We start from the raw sequence: 15,915 nt of genomic DNA on the forward strand, positions 1-15,915 counted from the left end.
GAACGGCCAAAAGTCGGTTCCCTGGGTGTGAATCGCCGGAATTTCTCCGAGCACGACGGCAGCGGAACGGGAGGCTGGTCAGGGGTGACCATGAGCGAGCAGGTGGACGAGAAAACCGCCGAACCTGGTGGCAAGGACGGCAGGATCGACCCGATCGTGCTTGGCCTGAGCGTCGGTGGCGTGCTCGCCGTGGTGCTCTGGGGGGTGCTGGCCCGTGACTCGCTGGCGAGCGTCGGCGAATCGGGTCTGGCCTGGGTGATCGACACGTTCGGCTGGTTCTTCGTGGTGGCGGCCAACGCCTTCCTGGTGCTGGCGGTGGTGCTGGCGCTGTCCCGGTTCGGCCGGCTCCGGCTCGGTAAGGACGACGAGGAACCGGAGTTCAGCACGCTCGCCTGGATCGCCATGATGTTCAGCGCCGGCATGGGCATCGGCCTGGTCTTCTTCGCCGTCGCCGAGCCCATCCAGCACTACGCCACGCCGCCACCAGCGGCCGGCGTCGAGCCGCAGACCGGGCAGGCGGCGTCGGCGGCCATGCAGTTCACCCTCTTCCACTGGACGCTGCACCCATGGGCGATCTACGCGGTGGTGGCGCTGGCCTTGGCGTACTCGACCTTCCGTCGGGGCCGGCAGAACCGGATCTCGGCGGCGTTCCGGCCGCTCATCGGTGACCGCGCCGACGGTCCTGTCGGTCAGGGCATCGACCTGCTGGCCGTCTTCGCCACCGTCTTCGGCTCCGCGACCAGCCTCGGACTCGGCGCCCTTCAGGTCGCCGCCGGCCTGGACCTGGTGGCCGGGGTGCCGGACAGCACAGCTGTGGAGCTTGTGGTGATCGGGGCGCTCACGCTGGCCTTCGTCATCTCCGCCTTCACCGGCCTGCACCGGGGCATCAAATGGCTCTCCACGACGAACGTGGTGCTTGCCGTCGCGTTGATGCTCTTCGTCTTCGTGGTCGGACCGACCATCTACACCCTTGAGGTGCTGCCCGCCTCCATCGGTGACTACCTCAGCAACCTCGTCTTCATGTCCACCCGGACCGGGGCGTTCTCCGACCCGGCCTGGCTGGGCGGCTGGACGATCTTCTACTGGGCGTGGTGGATCTCTTGGGCACCGTTCGTCGGCACCTTCATCGCCCGCATCTCCCGGGGCCGCAACGTGCGGCAGTTCCTGATCGGGGTGCTCCTGGTGCCCAGCGGCGCCAGCGCCGTCTGGTTCGCGATCATGGGCGGCAGTGCGCTGCGGGTGCAGGCCACTGGCGTACGCGACCTGGTGACCGACGCCTCGGAAAGCAGCGAGCAGGCGCTGTTCGGGCTGCTCGACGCGCTGCCGCTGGCGGCGCTGACGAGCGTGCTGGCCATGGTGCTGATCGCGTTGTACTTCGTCACCAGCGCCGACTCCGCCTCGCTGGTACTGGGCTCGCTGACCTCCCGGGGGGCGCTGCGCCCGCACCGGGTGGTGGTGGTCGCCTGGGGAGTTCTGATCGGCGCGGTCGCCGCGGTGCTGCTGCTCGTCGGCGGGCTGGACGCGCTGCAACAGGCCACCATCATGGTGGCGTTGCCGTTCGTGGTGGTGATGCTCGGTCTGGCCGTCGCCCTGGTCAAGGACATGTCCCGCGATCCACTGCTTGCCGCACCGGTGCGTACCCGCCCGCACGGGCTGGCCGAGGCGGTGCGCGCGGCCCGATCGTACGAGGAGGAGGACCCGCCGCCGGTACGCCGATACCTGCGGCGCCGGTCCCGCTGACCGCCACCTGGTGGCCCTCGGCCCCCGCGTCGTGCCGGCTGGCTCGCCGGCACGACGCGGGCGGATCGGCGCGGGCCGGCACCGAGGGGCCCCTCCGTGCCGCCCGGGCGGGCAGGGCAGGATGTAGGCCGAGGAGGTGGCGGCATGGCGGGGCGGATCCGGGACGAGGACATTGCGCTGGTCCGCGAGCGGACGTCCATCGCCGAGATCATCTCCGACACGGTGACGCTCAAGTCGGCCGGCGGCGGCAACCTCAAGGGGCTCTGCCCCTTCCACGACGAGAAGAGCCCGTCGTTCAACGTCTCGCCGGCCCGTAACGTCTGGTACTGCTTCGGCTGCGGCGCCGGTGGCGACGCGATCAAGTTCCTGATGGACGCGGAGCATCTCAGCTTCGTCGAGTCGGTGGAACGGCTCGCCGCCCGCGCCGGCCTGCAACTGCGCTACCTGGAGGACGACCGGTCGGCACCCCGGCCGAACCGCCCTCAGCAGGGCCAGCGGCAGCGGCTGGTCGCCGCGCACGCCGCCGCTGTCGAGTTCTACACCGCCCAGCTCACCACCGCCGGGGCGCGTACCGCCCGGGAGTTCCTGGCCGAGCGCGGCTTCGACCGGGCCGCCGCGCAGCGGTACGGCTGCGGCTTCGCCCCCGACGGGTGGGACCTGCTCACCAAGCACCTGCGTCAGCGTGGCTTCAGTCACGACGAACTGGTCACCGCGGGCCTGTCCCGACCGGCCCGCTCGGGCAGTCTGATCGACAGGTTCCGCAGGCGGCTGCTGTGGCCGATCCGGGACCTGACCGGCGACGTCATCGGCTTCGGTGCGCGCAAACTCTTCGCCGACGACGACGGTCCGAAGTACCTGAACACCCCCGAGACGCCGATCTACAAGAAGTCCCACGTGCTCTACGGCATCGACCAGGCCAAACGGGAGATCGCCAAGCAGGGGCGGGTGGTGGTGGTCGAGGGCTACACCGACGTGATGGCCTGCCACCTGGCCGGTGTGCCGACAGCCGTGGCGACCTGCGGCACCGCGTTCGGCGCCGATCACATCGGTGTGCTGCGCCGGCTGCTGCTGGACACCGACGCGGTAGCTGGCGAGATCATCTTCACCTTCGACGGGGACGCGGCCGGGCAGAAGGCCGCGCTGCGCGCCTTCGACGACGACCAGCGCTTCGTCGGGCGTACCTTCATCGCGGTCAGCCCCGACAACATGGATCCGTGCGAGCTGCGCCTGGCAAAGGGTGACCTGGCCGTGCGTGACCTGGTCGCCCGCCGCGAGCCGCTCGTGGACTTCGCGCTGCGCCACGTGATCAGCCGGTACGACCTGGACACCGTCGACGGTCGGGTCGAGGCGATGCGACGGGCCGCGCCCCTGGTGGCGAAGCTCAAGGACCGGGAGAAGCGGCCGGAGTACGTCCGTAAGCTCGCCGGTGACCTGGGCATGGAGATCGAGCCGGTGCAGCGGGCGGTGGCGACCGCCGCCTCGGGACGTCCGACGGACGGTCCGGCCGCGCGGCCCGTCCGGACCGAGCCGAGCGTGGACAGCCCACAGTCGATGGTCGAGCGGGAGGCGCTGAAGCTGGCCCTCCAGGAGCCGGTGCTTGCCGGTCCGATGTTCGACGCGGTCGAGGCGACCGACTACCGGCACCCGGTGCACGTGGCCGTGCGGGCGGCGGTCGCCGCGGCCGGCGGGGCCGCGTCGGCTGCCGGCGGCGCGGTATGGATCGAAGCGGTACGGGACGCGTGCGAGGACCTCGCCGCGCAAGCGCTTGTCGGAGAACTGGCCGTGGAACCGCTGCGGATCGACGGCGAGCCGGATCCGCGCTACGTCTCGATCACCATGGCCCGGTTGCAGTGGGGGTCGGTCACCGCACGCATCCGGGAGCTGAAGTCCCGGATCCAGCGGATCAATCCGGTAAACAACAAGGACGAGTACTTCGCCGCCTTCGGTGAGTTGCTCTCGCTGGAGCAGCACGCCCGTGCCCTGCGCGAGCAGGCGGCGGGAGGGTTGTAGGGATGCCACTGTTCCGCCGCCGGCCCAAGCTGCCACCCGCCGACCGGCCGCCGCTGGAGCGCGACGAACGGGTACTGGCCTGGGCCGCCGCCGGCAACGGTGAGGGAGACGGGGTGGTGGTCGCCACCAACCTCGGGCTCTGGCTGCCGGGCCGGGGCCACCGGATCGGCTGGCACGACGTGGTCAAGGCGGTCTGGTCGGGTCGGGAACTGACGGTGACGCCGGGCGAGCAGGTCGCCGAGCGGGACGGCTACCTGGTGGTCGCCGAGTTGCCGGCCGAGCAGTACCTGCTGCTCGACCCGGGTGACCTGCCGCACCAGGTACGCACCCGGGTCACCCGGTCCGTCGCGTACACCCAGCACCACGCCGTACCCGGCGGCTCCGGCCGCGTCGTCGGTCGCCGGGTTGCCGGTAGCGACGGCCTGACCTGGATGGTCCACTACGACCCGGGAACCCCCACCGACGCCCCCGACGTCCTCGCCGAGACCGACCGCCTCGTCGCCACCGCCCGCGCCGCCACCACCCCCACCGACCTCTAACCCTGCGCCCCGCCTTCCCTGCGCGTCGATCATGCACTTGTGGCACCGGAAATGGGCCGAATTATCCGCTCTGTTAGGTGCCACAACTCCATGATCGGCGGGTAATCGGGTGGGAAGTGTCGGGGCGGGTGTTTAGGGTCCGGGGGTGAACACGGGGCGACCACTCATTCAGGCACGGGGGCTGGTGAAGCGGTTCGGCGACTTCACCGCCGTCGACGGCATCGACGTGGAGGTCAGCGCCGGTGAGGCGTTCGGCTTCCTGGGACCCAACGGTGCCGGCAAGTCGTCAACCATGCGGATGGTGGGCTGCACCTCGCCGCCCAGCGGCGGGAAGCTGCGCATCCTGGGCATGGATCCGGTGCGGGACGGTCCGGCCATCCGGGCTCGGCTCGGCGTGTGTCCACAGCTCGACAACCTCGACCCCGAGCTGACCGTCCGGGAAAACCTGACGACGTACGCGCGCTACTTCGGCATTCCACGCCGGGTGGCCCGGGCGCGGGCCACCGAGCTGCTCGACTTCGTGCAGCTCAGCGACCGGGCGGACAGCAAGGTCGAGCCGCTCTCCGGCGGGATGAAACGTCGGCTCACCATCGCCCGCGCGCTCGTCAACGAGCCCGACATCGTGCTGCTCGACGAGCCGACCACAGGTCTCGACCCGCAGGCCCGACACCTGGTCTGGGAACGGTTGTTCCGACTCAAGCAGCAGGGCGTCACCCTGGTTCTCACCACGCACTACATGGACGAGGCCGAGCAGCTCTGCGACCGGTTGGTCGTGATGGACGGCGGCCGGATCGTCGCCGAGGGATCGCCGCGCGCGCTCATCGAGCGGCACGCCACCCGTGAGGTGGTCGAGCTGCGGTTCGCCGCCGAGTCGCAGGAGGCGTTCGCCGGCAAGCTGGACGCCCTGGGGGAGCGGGTCGAGGTGCTGCCCGACCGGATCCTGGTCTACGTGCCCGACGGCGACGCCACAGTGGCCGAGGTCGCCGCGCTCGGGCTGCACCCGACGAACGTGCTGGTCCGGCGCAGCAGCCTGGAGGACGTCTTTCTGCACCTGACGGGCCGCACCCTCGTCGACTGAGCCAGACCACCGAAGGGGGCTGCCATGACCCAACTGACCCGACCCGCCCTGCCTCGGGTGCCGGCGCTGCGGGTGCTCGAATACCACCTGGTGGGTTACCGGCGTACCTGGCGGGCCGGCGCCTTCTCGTCCTTTCTGCTGCCCACGCTCACCGTGCTCGGGTTCGGGCTGGGCGTCGGGGCGTACATCGACGGTGGTGTCGGTGGCGTCTCGTACCTGCAATGGATCGTCGGAGGTCTGCTCGCGTCGACGGCGTTGCAGGTGGCGATCGCCGAGTCGACGTGGCCGGTCTTCGGCAACCTCCAGTGGCAGAAGATCTACTTCGGGCAGCGCTCGTCACCGCTGCGGGTCGGCGACATCGTCGCCGGTCACCTGGCGTTCGTCCTGTTCCGGGTGCTGACCGCCGTCATCGCGTTTCTCCTGGTGACCGGGGTGCTGGGGGCGCTGCGCTCGCCGTGGGCGGTGCTGACGGTGCCGGTGGCGGCGCTGCTCGCGCTGGCCGTCGCCGCACCCACCTTCGCGTACGCGGCATCCGTCGACTCGGACAGTTGGCTCGCCATGCTGTTCCGCTTCGCGGTGATCCCGATGACCCTGTTCGCCGGGGTGTTCTTCCCGGTGGAGTCGCTGCCGCTGGGATTGCGCTGGCTCGCGTACGTCACGCCGCTCTGGCACGCCGTGGACCTGTGCCGGGCGGCGGTGCTCGGCGTCGCCCCGGCCTGGTCGGTCGCCGGCCACCTGTGTTACCTGGCCGCCTGGGCGGCCGGCGGATGGCTGCTCGCCCGCCGCGTCTTCGCCCGCCGGCTCGTCGTCTAGGAGAGGGTCATGGTCACTCTGGTGCTGCCCCGGCTTGTCGACGTCTCGGCCGCGTCGCGGCGGTCCGCGTCGGTCACCGAGCGGAACGTCGCCGCCCTGAGGTCGGTCTACTGGCTGCTGCTCGTCTCCGGTTTCGTCGAACCGCTGCTCTACCTGCTCTCCATAGGCGTCGGGGTGGGCGCGTTGATCGGCGACCTGACGCTGCCCAGCGGCGCGGTGGTCACGTACGCGGCCTTCGTCGCCCCGGCCATGCTCGCCTCGTCGGCGATGACCGGCGCGCTCGCCGAAACCACGTTCAACTTCTTCGGGAAGATGAAGTACATGAAGCTGTACGACGGGGTGATCGCCACCCCGGTGCAGCCGTTCGAGATCGCCCTCGGCGAGCTGGCCTGGGCGATGCTGCGGGGCAGCGCGTATTCCGCCGCGTTCCTCGTGGTGATGGTGGTGATGGACCTGACCACGCCCGTGCGCGCACTCGCCGCGTTCCCGGCGGCGGTGCTCGTCGGCTTCGCGTTCGGCGCGGTCGGCATGGCGATCTCCACGTTCATGCGGAGCTGGCAGGACTTCGACCTGATGAGCTCGGCGCAGTTCGTGCTGTTCCTGTTCTCCGGCACCTTCGTGCCCGCCGAGGCGTACCCGGCGGTGCTGCGGTGGCTCGTCGAGGTGACTCCGCTCTACCGGGCGGTGCACCTGATCCGGGCGCTGACCGTCGACACCGGCGGCTGGAGCTGGACGCTCGACGTGCTCTACCTGCTCGCGGTGCTGACCGCCGGCCTGCTCATCGCCTCCCGCCGCATGGGTCGCCTGCTCTACAAGTAACCCACGCCCAAGGCGTCGCTGGCGCGGTCCCTGGGGCGTCGTCGGGCGTCGTGGGCGGCGATCCGTGGCACTCCAGGTGTCCTGAGCACGGCGTGTCGAGTATCAGGAGTGCCACGGTTCAGCGTCGCACCTCAACCGGGTCAGCCGCCCTGGTAGTAGCGGGCGGCGCCGGGGTGCAGGGGGATGGGGTCGGTGGTGGCGGCGGACTCGCGGTCGAAGTTGCGCGCCTCGGGGTGGGCCAGGGCCAGGTCGGTCTGGTAGGTGAAGAGCAGGCGGGTCAGGTCGTACGCCAGGTCGTCGGGCATCTCCGCGCTGACCAGGATCACGTTGGCGACAGTCACGGTCGGGGTGCCCGCTGGCGTGTCGTAGGCGTCGCGGGGCAGCTCGGCTGTGGTGTAGACCGAGCCGTGTGTCGCGGTCAACGGTTCGATCAGGTCGGCGACCGGCAGCAGCCGGAACCGGTCCGGCGCGCCGGTGAGCAGGTCGGCGATTCCCGGCGTGGGTAGTCCGCCGGAGAAGAACATCGCGTCGAGGGTGCCGCTGCGCATCCGGGCCACCGTCTCCGGCAGCGACAGCCGGGCCCGGCGTACGTCCCGCTCCGGATCGAGGCCGGCGGCGGCGAGCAGCCGACCGGCGATGACGTCGGTGCCGGACTTCGGCGAGCCGGTGGAGACCCGCCTGCCGCGCAGTGCCGCGAGGTCGGCGATCTGCGCGTCGGCCCGGACGATCACGTGGGTGTAGTTGCTGTAGACCCGGGCCAGCGCCCGGATCGGCTGCGGCCGACCGTTGAAGGCACCCCGGCCGGCGCTGGCGTCCGCCGCCGTGTCGGCGAGGCTGAAAGCGATCTCCATGTCGCCGTCGACGAGCCGGGTGATGTTCTCCCCGGAGGCCCCGGTCGGTTCGGCCCGAGCCTCGTAGCCGGGCAGGTGGCGGCTGATGACGTCGGCGTAGCCGCCGCCCAGCTGGTAGTAGACGCCCGTGGTGTTGCCGGTGGCGAGGAAGATTCGCCCGTCGTGCCACGGTCGAGCCTGCGGGGTGCGCTCGGCGGCGCAGCCGGTGACGAGCGTGACCGCCAGCAGTATCGCCACCCACCGCCGCCCCCGGCTCATGCGGGCACTCCACCGGGATGGTGGTCGGCCCAGGTCCGGGCCGCCGGTTCGAGCGCCTCGGCGACCCGCTGGACCAGCGTCGCGGTCTCGTAACCGACCTGACCCAGGTCACATCCGGCGGCGGCCAGTACGCCGAGCAGGGCGCGATCACCTACCGACATCACGAGCATCACGCCGCCGTCCATGTCGACGATCTGCTGTCGGACCCGCCCCGCCGACATCAGCCGGGCGGCGCCGACGGTCAAACTGGCCAGGCCGCTGATGACGGCGGCGAGTTGGTCCGCCTGGTCGGTCGAGAGGTGCGGCGAGGCCGCCAGCCGCAGCCCGTCCCCGGAGACGGCGAGGGCGTGCGACACGTCCGGTACCTGCTCGGCGAAGTTCGCCAGGAGCCAGTCGAGGTCGGGGCTGCCAGTGGGCATCATCAGGGTCTCCCGTTCGTCTGCTGGTTACGTCGCATCGCGTGGGCCACTCCGGCGGAGAGAGCGGACAGCCGGGCTCGCACCACCTCGGGGTCGAGCAGGTCCGGCGCGGCCTGCGGCGGCGGCACGTCGTGCAGTTCGGATTGAAGCCCGCCGCCGCGTACCCGCCGGGGCAGACCGACAGCAGTGGCGTCCCCGGGACCGGCGGTGCCGGGCCGCCAGGCCGACGTGCCGTTGCCCAACACCGGCAACGTCATCGTCGGGGCCCGGTGCACGTCGAACTGGTCCGCCGCGGCACCGACCACTACGGGAGCGCCCCGGTGCCGGAACCAGGCGCCGCCGGCCGGGGCGACCGGACGACCGACGGTGGTCGGGCGGCCGGTGAGCTGTTCCATCCGGGTCAGTACCGCCTCCGGCACGTCCACCTGGGCAACCGTGCCGGCGCCGGCGCTGTGCAGCCGCACCTGGATGCCGTGTCGGGCGGCCAGGTGCGCCACCACGTGCAGGCCCATGCTGCCGGCTGCCGCACTGGACAACGCGGCCGGAGCGCGCAGCCGCTCGTTGATCTCGACCAGCCGGCTCTCGCCGATGCCGATGCCCTGGTCGTGTACCCGCAGGGTCAGCCCGTCGACGGTACGTCTACCGTCCACATGCACGGGTGTGTGCGGCGGGGAGTACGAGGTGGCGTTCTCCAGCAGCTCGGCCAGCAGGTGCACCAGGTTGCCCACCGCCGAGCCCTGCACACCCGCGGTGGGCACGTCGATCTCGACCCGGGCGTACTGTTCGATCTCGGAGGCGGCACCGCGTACGACGTCGGCCACCAGATGCGGACCGTCCTGCGATCGTCCGGGTTCGCCCCCGGCGAGCACCAGCAGGTTCTCTCCGTTTCGTCGCATCCGGGCGGCGAGGTGGTCGAGGGCGAAGAGCCGGGCCAGCGCGTCCGGATCCGTCTCCTCGTGCTCGAAGTCGTCGAGCAGCCGCAACTGCCGGGTGATCAGGGTACGGATCCGGCGGGCCAGCGCCTCGACCATCCGGGTCACGTCCATCCGCAGCTCGGCCTGCTGGCCGGCGAGCCGCAGCGCGGCCCGGTTGACGGTGTCGAACGCCTCGGCCACCTGGGCGATCTCGTCGCGTCCCCTGCTGATTCCCGCGGTGAGCTGCGAGGCCGCGCCCTCGACCGGACCGCTCTCGCCGGCCGAGATGGCGGTGATCCGCTCGGGCAGCTCCCGATGGGCCATGGTCAGCGCGGCCACCCGCAGCCGGCGCAGCCGGCGGCTGGTGCGTACCGCGAGCAGCGCGGCGGTGACCAACGAGACAAGCGCCAGCGTGGCTGTGGAGCCGCCTGTGACAAGTGCCCGTTGACGGGCGTCGGCGGCCAGCTCGGCGGCGCGCCTGTCGAGTTCGTCGGAGAGCTCCCGGCCGAGCAGGTTGAACCGGCGGATCGCGCCGCTCTGCGCCACGTACCAGGCGTCGCCGTCGGCGGCGAGCGCGGCCGGCTCGGTGTCGGCGTTCAACGCGCTGTCGCGCATCCGGCGCGCGGTGGAGACGTCCCCACCGGCGAGCAGCCGGGTGTACGCGTCGGCGGCGCGTTCCCCGGCGATCCGGGAGAACTCGGCCTGCCGTTGTTCCTGTGCTCCGCGTAGCCGGCCCAGCCTGACGAGTTCACCGTTGGCCAGCTCACCTCGGACGAAGATGGCCCGCAGCAGGTCGCGTTCCAGTGACGCCAGGTGTTCCTGGGCCGCGACGGCGGCCACCTCCCGGGCGCGGTTGGCCAGTTCGGGGTCGCGTAGCTGAGCGGGCAGCGCGTCGGCGACGGCGAGCAGAGACTCCACGAGTGCCACGTAGACACCGTCGGCGTTGTCGGTGGTCAGCGCGGCGAGTCGGGCCTCGTCGAGCTGGTCGAGGTGCTCGGTCACGCCGTCGAGGGCGCGGCCGAGGTCCGGCGCGGTACGGCGGGCGTCGGAACTGGCGGTCCGGTAACGCTCGCTGGCCTCGTCGACCCGGCGTCGCTGGGCGTCGACAAGCTGCCGGCCGGAGGTTCCGCCGCGCTGGCGCAGCGCCGCCGTCTCGCCGAGTTCCCGTTCCAGCTCGTGCACCAGGGAGACGGTGGCGGTGGCGGTGCCGGCCAGCACCCGGGCCCGTTCGGCGTCGGTGGAGGCGGCCAGGGCGTCACCGGTCTGGATGGCACCCAGCACGAGCAGACCGGCGGTGGCGATCAGGATCGGGGCGAGCAGTTGGGTACGCACGGACCACAGTCGGCCGGTGTGGTCGGACGGGCGGTTGTGCCGGCGTACGCGGGCCAGCGAGGACAGCGGCACGGGGTTCTCCCGAGGTCGGGGCGGCCGGGCCGGGTGCCACGCGCCCGGCCCGGCCGCCGACGGTCAGCTCGCGCCGAGGTCCTGCAACGCCTTGGCCGCGCCCCGGTGCAGCCCGACCGGGTCGGTCCTGCGGGCGGTGTCCAGGGCGATGCCCTTGGCAGCGGGATTTGCCTGAGCCAGCGCGTCCTTCTTCTCGAAGACCGTCCGGGTGATGGCGCAGGCCACGTTGGCGTCGAGGTCCTTGCGGACGAGCAGCACGTTCGGCACCACGATGGTCGGGGTGTCCGCCGTTGTGGAGTAGACGTCCCGGCCGATCGTGCCGGCCTGGTACGCGGGGTTCAGTTCGCTCAGCTTGGGCAGCAGCGGCGTGACGTCGATGAGCTTCACCTTGTCGCTGGCGGTGGTGAACAGGTCGGTCACCCCGCCGGTGGGCAGTCCGCCGGACCAGAAGAAGCCGTCCACAGTGCCGTCCTTGACGCCCTCCACGGTCTTGACGAGGTCGAGCCGCTGGGCCTGGATGTCCGTGGCCGGGTTCAGGCCGGCGGCCTCCAGCAGCCGGTTCGCGATGACCTCGGTGCCGGACTTGGGGGAGCCCGTCGAGATCTTCTTGCCGCGCATGTCGGCCACCGAGTTGATCCCCGAGTCGGCCCGGACGACCACCTGGGTGTAGTTGTCGTAGATCCGGGCCAGCGCCTCCACCGGCTGCGGGGAGCTGAAGCTCTCCTTGCCCTCCACCGCGTTGACCGCGGTGTCGAACAACGAGAAGGCGACGTCGTACTGGCCACCGACGAGCTGTTCGATGTTCTGGACCGACGCTCCGGTCTCGGCCGCCGTGCCGGTCAGCCGACCACCTGTGCTGTCCGAGAGTTGGCCGGCCAGGGCGTTGCCGACCACGTAGTAGACGCCCGTGGCGTTACCCGTGGCGATGCCCACCCGGGTGTTCTCGGCCACCTCGCAGGTGACGGCGCTCGCGGTGTCGTCCGTGGCTGCGGCGTCCTGGCGGCCTCCGCAACCGGCGGCGCCGGCGGCGACGAGGGTGAGGACTCCCACCCCGGCCGCGAGCCGCACGTTGATCCGTCCCACACTGTCTCCCTTCTGGGTCATGCCGGTGATCCGGCGTGCGTCCCACCGGAGGGGCCGGCGGATCCGCGTCGTACGAACACGCCCACCGCCATGACGCCGGCCAGCACGGCACCGATCGCGACGGGCACGGGTTGCAACCAGAGCAGCGTCAGGCCGGCCGCGGCACCGATCACGCGTTCCGGCACCCCAGCCGGGCCGACGCCGGGCAGCCAGCCGCCGGCCGCGACGGCCAGCACCGCGACACCGAGGGCGGTGACCGCTGTGGCGACGAGGATGCGCCGGGGGCCACCGATGCCGAGCAGGCCGAGACCGGTCGGGGTGATCACGAAAGCCAGCGGGATCAGGTACGCCGGCAGGGCGTACCGCAGGGTGTGCCACATGGTGGGCACCAGTCGGCCGCCGGTGACCGCTGCGGCGGCGACGGCGGCGAGCGCGGTCGGCGGCGACACCTCGGAGAGCACCGCGAAGTAGAAGACGAACATGGCGGCGGCGGGAGCGTTGACGCCGAGGTCGAGCAGGGCCGGGCCGATGATCACCCAGCCGATCACGAACGACGCGGTCACCGGGACGGCCAGGCCGAGCAGGCTGAGCGCGACGGCGGCGAGCAGCGCGGTCAGGGCGAGCACGACTGCCGGCTCCGAGCTGACCGCGCTCGCGGCGCCGACCAGCAGCGCGGCGGCCTGCGGGCCGAGGCCGGTCTTGGTGGTGGTGGCGGTGATGACGCCGGCCGCCGCGCAGACGACGGTGACCGCGAGGACGCCGCGTACGCCTGTGGAGAGCGCGGCGACCAGCCGGGCCGGGGTGAGCCGGTGCGCCCGGTCCAGGAAGGACAGGACGATCGCGAGCAGGGTGGCCAGCACCACGGCCCGGGTCGCCGACAGCCCGACGGCGAGCAGCCCGACGATGGCGAACAGGGAGGCGAAGTGGTAGCCGGAGCGGGCCAGCAGCCGCCAGGCGGAACCGGCCTCGAGGGTTGCCGGGCGCACTCCGGAGCGGCGCGCGTCGATCTCCACCGAGAGCACGATGCCGAGGTAGTACAGGACCGTCGGCACCATCGCCCAGCCGAGTACCTGGAGGTAGGACACGCCGAGGTACTCGGCGATGATGAAGGCCGCCGCACCCAGCGTCGGCGGGGACAGGATGGCACCGACGCCGGCTGCGGCGAGCATGCCGCCGGCCCGTTCCGCCGGGTACCCGGCGCGGCGCAGGATCGGCCAGGTGACCGCGCCGATGCTGACGGTGGTGGCCGCCCCGGAGCCGGAGACGGTGCCGAGCAGGAAACCGGAGGCCACCGCCGTACGACCGGCGGCGGTGCGCGAGCGGCGGAACGCCGCTGCGGACAGGTTCACGAAGAACCGGCCGGCGCCGGAGAGATCGAGCACCGCTCCGTAGATGGTGAACAGCACGATGTACGTGGCGGCCACGTCGAGCGGAGTCCCGTAGAAGCCGCTGTCGGAGTTGTAGAAGGCGTCGACAAGCTGCCCGAAGTCGAGCCCGGCGTGGGCCACCGCCCAGGTCTGCGGCAGCAGCCCGCCGTAGTAGCCGTAGCCGAGGAAGACCACGCAGACGGCGGGCAGGATCCAGCCGGTGGTGCGCCGGCAACCCTCCAGCAGCAGGAGCAGCAGGATGGTGCCCATCGCCACGTCGAATCCGACAAGCAGCCCCTGCCGGTCGAGGAAGGCGTCGTAGCCGCCGCCACCGCCGGCCAGGGTGATCGGCAGCACCGGGTACAGGCAGCCGGCCAACGCCGTGGCGGCGAGCAGCCAGTCGACGCGGCTGGGGCCGGACCTGCCGGGCACGGCCGGGTCGGGGGCCGGCATCGACCGGGCCCGACCCGCGACCACCGCCCGCAGGCGGCGTGGCAGCCGCAGGTCGGCCGGGTAGGCGAGGAAGACCAACGGGAGTACGCCGGCCAGGAAGTAGATGAGGTAGTACTTGCTGCCCTGGGCCAGCGGCCGGAACACCTGCCAGAGCGCGAGCAGACCGATCACAAGCGTGGCGGCGGTCAGCACGAGGGCGACCGGTCCGGTCAGCACCCGGCCGGGCTTCTCGTCCTCGAACCGGCCGGCGAGTTCGGTCGGGTCGATCCCGGCCGGATCGACCCGGGGTGCGGATGGCTCCGCCTCCGCCACTCGGCTGCGCGCGCCGTGGCGATCAGGTCCGGAATCATCGGTGAATCGGATAGCCGACACGAGGGGGGACGATACGCGAATTGGCTCCGCGTTGGGGGACATTGTCGAGCATCGCTTCGCTGAGTGACTTTACATTCTTTCGTGTCACGGCTCGGCGCGATAATTAAGAATAGCGTTCATGATCGGGCCGAAGGTGCCGATAGGGGCGGTGTGGGGCGATCGGCGAGCCGGACGGCCGCTGTCCGCTTTACCGGTTAGCGGGCGTCTTGCCGCCGTCTCGAGGTGGCCAAAAATCCACAGTTGTGATTACTCTCCGTGCATGAAACTACTGTGGGTGTCGTCGCGAATCGCCTGGGTCGCGGTGTCGGCGGGGTCGATCGCGCTGCCGCCCGGCCGAACGCGGACCACACCCCTCGACCGTTTCGCGGCCCAGGCCGCCGTGCCCGGACCATTACCGCGGTGATCGAATTAGACCCGCAACCGTCTTGCGGGAACCCAGGATGACGCATTTCCCGCGAGCGAGGAATCGGAGCCGGATCGCGCGTCCGGACCGCGCAGCCTGCCGATGGGTTACTCGACGTCCCCGGCTGGGCATGAGTCCTGAACGATCACCGCGAACGGAACTGAGGGGAGGGGCGATGGCCTCCGAGGAGTCTTCCCGTGCGGACCGGCGTGAACCAGGGGGCGACGCCGCCGCCGAGGGACGACGGGACGGTGGCCCGGGGTCCGAGGCCGCCCCCGAGGGGCGAGGGGACGAGTCGGCTGCTGACAGCGTTCCGGCCGGGCGCGGGGAGTCGGACGCCGACCGCGACACGCCTGCGCACCCGGGCCGACTGTCACGTGGCGAGTGGGTGGCGGCGGCGCGTCGGACGGTGCGCGAGTTCGGCGACGACAGCCTGACCGACTGGGCCGCGGCGCTCACCTACTACGGCGTGCTCTCCATCTTCCCGGGCCTGCTGGTGCTGGTCTCGCTGCTCGGCCTGCTCGGTCCGGCGGCCACCCGGACGGTACGCGACACCGTCGCGGAGTCGGTGCCCGAGCAGAACATCCGCCAGATCCTCGATGCCGCCATCGAGCAGGCTCAGCAGAGCGGCGGGCTGGCCGGTATCGCCGCGATCATCGGTCTGCTCGCCGCCTTCTGGTCGGCTTCCGGTTACGTCGCCGCCTTCATGCGGGCCTCCAACGCGATCTACGACGTGCCGGAGGGACGCCCGATCTGGAAGACCCTGCCGATCCGGGTGGGAGTCACCGCGGTGATCGGTGTGATGCTGCTGGCCAGTGCGGTGATCGTGGTCTTCACCGGCCGCCTCGCCGAGGAGGTCGGCGACGCGCTGGGGGTGGGGCGCACCGCCGTGCAGGTGTGGGACATCGCCAAGTGGCCGGTGCTGCTGGTCCTGGTCAGCCTGATGTTCGCCCTGCTCTACTGGGCGTCGCCGAACGCCCGGCAGGGCGGCTTCCGCTGGGTGAGTCCCGGTGGGGTGCTGGCGGTCCTGATCTGGTTGCTGGTCTCCGGCCTGTTCGCCTTCTACGTCGGCAACTTCGGCTCGTACAACAAGACCTACGGGGCCCTGGCCGGGGTGATCATCTTTTTGGTCTGGCTCTGGCTGAGCAACATCGCGATCCTGTTCGGTGCGGAACTCGATGCCGAGTTGGCGCGGGCGCGGGCGATAAGTGGTGGGCTGCGACCTGTCGACCGGGAGCCCTACGTTGAGTTGCGCGACGACCGCAAGTTGCGCTCGAAGGGTGGTGAATCGCCTTCCCAGTGACCTTCCGGACGCATCCACATCTACTAGCTGCCGCCTTGCACCGAAACTTTTGCTAGATCAAGCAAAAGTTGTCGTCAAACTGCCCTAAG

12 protein-coding genes are annotated in these 15,915 nt (G+C 71.2%); 7 read left to right on the forward strand and 5 right to left on the reverse strand.

Features of this window, described 5'->3' with window-relative positions; genetic code table 11:
* The first annotated feature begins 156 nt into the window (after window positions 1-156).
* The 6 genes from Van01_RS11745 to Van01_RS11770 all read left to right on the forward strand — a co-directional run bounded on the left by Van01_RS11745 (window position 157) and on the right by Van01_RS11770 (window position 6,999).
* Window positions 157-1,740 carry a BCCT family transporter gene (locus tag Van01_RS11745; RefSeq protein WP_373306246.1) on the forward strand — a complete coding sequence of 528 codons (1,584 nt, stop codon included), beginning with the start codon at window positions 157-159 and terminating at the stop codon, window positions 1,738-1,740.
* Between the two features lie 144 nt (window positions 1,741-1,884).
* The gene (dnaG, locus tag Van01_RS11750; RefSeq protein WP_204005709.1) at window positions 1,885-3,750 is read left to right on the forward strand and encodes a DNA primase; all 1,866 of its coding nucleotides are present in this window, start codon (window positions 1,885-1,887) and stop codon (window positions 3,748-3,750) included.
* Between the two features lie 2 nt (window positions 3,751-3,752).
* Complete coding sequence (locus tag Van01_RS11755) at window positions 3,753-4,289, forward strand: hypothetical protein (protein ID WP_204005711.1); 537 nt, start codon at window positions 3,753-3,755, stop codon at window positions 4,287-4,289.
* A 145-nt stretch (window positions 4,290-4,434) separates the two neighbouring features.
* Window positions 4,435-5,367: an ABC transporter ATP-binding protein gene (locus Van01_RS11760; RefSeq protein ID WP_204005713.1), complete on the forward strand. Its 933-nt coding sequence runs from the start codon at window positions 4,435-4,437 to the stop codon at window positions 5,365-5,367.
* Between the two features lie 24 nt (window positions 5,368-5,391).
* Window positions 5,392-6,180: an ABC transporter permease gene (locus Van01_RS11765; RefSeq protein WP_204005722.1), complete on the forward strand. Its 789-nt coding sequence runs from the start codon at window positions 5,392-5,394 to the stop codon at window positions 6,178-6,180.
* A 9-nt stretch (window positions 6,181-6,189) separates the two neighbouring features.
* Window positions 6,190-6,999, forward strand: a complete 810-nt coding sequence (locus Van01_RS11770; RefSeq protein ID WP_204005732.1) for an ABC transporter permease — start codon at window positions 6,190-6,192, stop codon at window positions 6,997-6,999.
* Between the two features lie 140 nt (window positions 7,000-7,139).
* Here the strand turns inward: Van01_RS11770 and Van01_RS11775 are convergent, their stop codons facing one another.
* The 5 genes from Van01_RS11775 to Van01_RS11795 all read right to left on the reverse strand — a co-directional run bounded on the left by Van01_RS11775 (window position 7,140) and on the right by Van01_RS11795 (window position 14,060).
* Complete coding sequence (locus tag Van01_RS11775) at window positions 7,140-8,108, reverse strand: TAXI family TRAP transporter solute-binding subunit (protein WP_204005733.1); 969 nt, start codon at window positions 8,106-8,108, stop codon at window positions 7,140-7,142.
* Entirely contained in the window at window positions 8,105-8,530 is a 426-nt protein-coding gene (locus tag Van01_RS11780; protein WP_239099008.1) for a roadblock/LC7 domain-containing protein, read from the reverse strand. The genes Van01_RS11775 and Van01_RS11780 overlap by 4 nt, the downstream gene beginning before the upstream one ends.
* The gene (locus Van01_RS11785; RefSeq protein WP_204005734.1) at window positions 8,530-10,845 is read right to left on the reverse strand and encodes a sensor histidine kinase; all 2,316 of its coding nucleotides are present in this window, start codon (window positions 10,843-10,845) and stop codon (window positions 8,530-8,532) included. Before Van01_RS11785 ends, Van01_RS11780 begins: the two co-directional genes overlap by 1 nt.
* Before the next feature lie 63 nt (window positions 10,846-10,908).
* Window positions 10,909-11,949: a TAXI family TRAP transporter solute-binding subunit gene (locus Van01_RS11790; protein ID WP_239099009.1), complete on the reverse strand. Its 1,041-nt coding sequence runs from the start codon at window positions 11,947-11,949 to the stop codon at window positions 10,909-10,911.
* Window positions 11,946-14,060, reverse strand: coding sequence for a TRAP transporter permease (locus tag Van01_RS11795; protein ID WP_373306247.1), 2,115 nt, complete (start codon window positions 14,058-14,060; stop codon window positions 11,946-11,948). Before Van01_RS11795 ends, Van01_RS11790 begins: the two co-directional genes overlap by 4 nt.
* A 638-nt stretch (window positions 14,061-14,698) precedes the next feature.
* Here Van01_RS11795 and Van01_RS11800 point away from each other — a divergent pair.
* On the forward strand, window positions 14,699-15,826 hold the full coding sequence (locus tag Van01_RS11800; RefSeq protein ID WP_239099010.1) for a YihY/virulence factor BrkB family protein: 1,128 nt from the start codon (window positions 14,699-14,701) through the stop codon (window positions 15,824-15,826).
* Window positions 15,827-15,915 lie beyond the last annotated feature (89 nt).

The organism is Micromonospora andamanensis, assembly GCF_016863495.1.
Taxonomy (GTDB): Bacteria; Actinomycetota; Actinomycetes; order Mycobacteriales; family Micromonosporaceae; genus Micromonospora; species Micromonospora andamanensis.